The organism is Psychrobacter sp. H7-1 (assembly GCF_904846585.1).
Taxonomy (GTDB): Bacteria; Pseudomonadota; Gammaproteobacteria; order Pseudomonadales; family Moraxellaceae; genus Psychrobacter; species Psychrobacter raelei.
Map to the genome: position 1 here is coordinate 1 of NZ_CAJHBH010000110.1, position 720 is coordinate 720.

Sequence of the window (720 nt, forward strand, 5' to 3'; positions counted from 1 at the left end):
AGCGTTTGCATGGCAATGCCAAGCTGCTTTGCGGTTGCTGAGATATTGCCATTATTGTCTGATATCTTCTTAACGGCTTCAGCTTTAAATTCTGTGCTATAGGTTCTTATTTTCTTGACCATGATAAACTCCGATTAATATGCTTAGTTTACCAAGTTTACTTGTACGGTTTCTTCAGCATAGCTCAGTATAGTTATCATGCTATAAAACGTTTTAATGAAAATGGTAGTTTAGATACTAGTTTTGGGAGCAATGGTGAAGTACGTATCACTAATGGACAGCATATCTCTATATCTAGTATAGAATCATTTGGTAATGGACAGTTAATTGTTGTCGGAGGTACTAATGATTATAAAGGCAATCCTATTTCATTTATAAAAGTGCTTGATAGCTCAGGTCAACTAGACACTAAATTTCATTCTAATAATAGTTTTATATTTGATAATACCAATAATTATGATTTTGGTGTTAGATCTTTAGTTACAAGTAAGGGAGATATTATACTTCTTACAAATGAGGCCATAATAAAGTATGATCAAAATGGGAACATATTATTTAAAACTAAGTTGAGTAATGAGCTTTCAGTAGGTGATGGGTAATCACCCCGAAAAACAATAACACGTAAAAGTAGAAACTAACTGCTAAAATACCAGCAGGAGATTTCGACATGAAAAAATCAAGATTTACCGACACTCAGATTGTTAATATACTCAAACAAGC

The 720-nt window shown here is 32.8% G+C and carries 2 protein-coding genes; one reads left to right on the plus strand and one right to left on the minus strand.

Going from position 1 to position 720, the window contains the following annotated elements; all coding sequences use genetic code 11:
* The coding region (locus JMX92_RS13400; RefSeq protein WP_201546163.1) for a transposase at positions 1 to 122 on the minus strand (122 nt) is incomplete at its 3' end.
* Positions 123 to 161: 39 nt separating this feature from the next.
* Between JMX92_RS13400 and JMX92_RS13405 the strand changes: the two genes are divergently transcribed.
* Complete coding sequence (locus tag JMX92_RS13405) at positions 162 to 599, plus strand: hypothetical protein (RefSeq protein ID WP_201546164.1); 438 nt, start codon at positions 162 to 164, stop codon at positions 597 to 599.
* Positions 600 to 720: the final 121 nt, after the last annotated feature.